Annotated in this window: 2 protein-coding genes; both read right to left on the bottom strand. The window is 47.1% G+C overall.

Features of this window, described 5'->3' with window-relative positions; genetic code table 11:
- Positions 1 to 1106: efflux RND transporter permease subunit (locus tag B7X71_RS16585; RefSeq protein WP_293601547.1), on the bottom strand; the 1106-nt coding region annotated here is incomplete at its 3' end.
- 7 nt (positions 1107 to 1113) lie between these two features.
- On the bottom strand, positions 1114 to 1611 hold a 498-nt coding region (locus tag B7X71_RS16580), incomplete at its 5' end, for an efflux RND transporter periplasmic adaptor subunit (RefSeq protein WP_293601546.1).

The following is a 1611-nucleotide window of genomic DNA, read 5'->3' as shown; positions in this document are numbered from 1 at the left end:
AATGAGAGTGGCATTGCAATCACCGGCACGGCAACAGCGCGTGCGCTTCCCAGGAAGAGATAAATCACCACCGTCACAATCAACAGCGCCTCTAAAAGGGTTGCCACTACCTCATCAATCGAAGTAGTAATGAACTTAGTCGAGTCATAAACCACTTTGCCCGACATACCGGTTGGCAACTGCTTCTGAATATCTGGCACTACTGCGCGAACACGTTCTGCTACATCGAGCAAGTTCGCCTGAGGCGCCACCTTGATGGCAATAAACACTGAGCGCTTGCCACTAAATGCAACATTGGTGTTGTAGTCTTCAGAGCCCATGCTCACAGTTGCTACTTGATCTAGGTACACAATATTGATGCCATCTTTTTTGACAACCAACTTGCGGAACTCATCGAGCGTATGGAGATCCGTGCCAGCAACCAAATCGACGGCAACCATGTCACCCTTAGTGCTGCCTACTGCAGATAAATAGTTATTAGCTGCCATGGCACTATAGACATCATCAGCACCGACCCCAAGTCCCGCCATCTTCTCGCGATCAAGCCATGCGCGTAGGGCAAACTTTCTGCCACCAGTAATTTCAGCATTCTGCACACCATCGACAGCATCCAGCTTTGGCTTCACTACCCGTAATAAGTAATCAGTAATTGCATTGTTTGGAATGTCATCGCTATAAAAGCCCATGTACATTGCCGCAGTAGACTGACCAATTTGTACAGTCAATACGGGTTGCTGGGCTTGCGGAGGTAACTGATTCTTAACCGAACTAATCTGCGTCTGGATTTGTGTCAGCGCAGCATTGGAGTCGTAATTGAGCTTGAGAGTCGCGGTAATGGTCGAGAGGCCACTCACACTCATCGAGGACAAATAGTCAATACCTTGGGACTGAGCAATCGCAGTTTCTAATGGCTGCGTAATAAAGCCTGCAATCGTCTCTGGATCAGCGCCATAGTAAGCCGTCGTAATAGTGACAATTGCATTTTGGGTTTGTGGGTATTGGTTGACTGGCAAAGAACCAACCGCCTTCAAGCCAAACACCAAGACAAGCGCACTCACTACCAGCGAGAGCACTGGTCTACGAATAAATATATCAGTCCAATTCATCTAGGACTTATTCCTGTGGCTGTGGGTTTGGTGAATTGGATGGCAACACCTTGTTATTGATAATTAGCGGCGTACCATTCTTCAACTTAAGCTGACCACTAGTAACAACCGTAGCACCCTCTTCAACCCCTTTGAGAATTGCCACTTGATCGCCACGCGTTAGTCCTGTAGTTACAAAGACCTGTTGAGCCTCAAGTGCAGGCTTGCCCTGCTTATCCTTTTTACCAGTTGGCTTAGCAATAAACACTGTTGAGCCATACGGGTTATAAGTCACTGCAGTTTGAGGCAAGGTCAGCAACTTCACTTCATCGCCCAACTTAATATTCACATTAGCAAACATGCCTGGCAAAATTTTCTTATCCGGATTTGCCAACTGAGCCTCAATCTGAATATTGCGTGTATTAGTATCAACCTTCGGACTCACAGCAGTAACCTTGCCAGTAAAGCTTGCGCCCTTGAATGCATCAGTCGTCACCACAATTTCTTGTCCAACCCGAATCTGTTC

The sequence above is a fragment of the Polynucleobacter sp. 39-46-10 genome (assembly GCF_002282275.1).
Note: the sequence above shows the minus strand (reverse complement) of the source record. Positions and strands in the feature narration are given on the sequence as shown.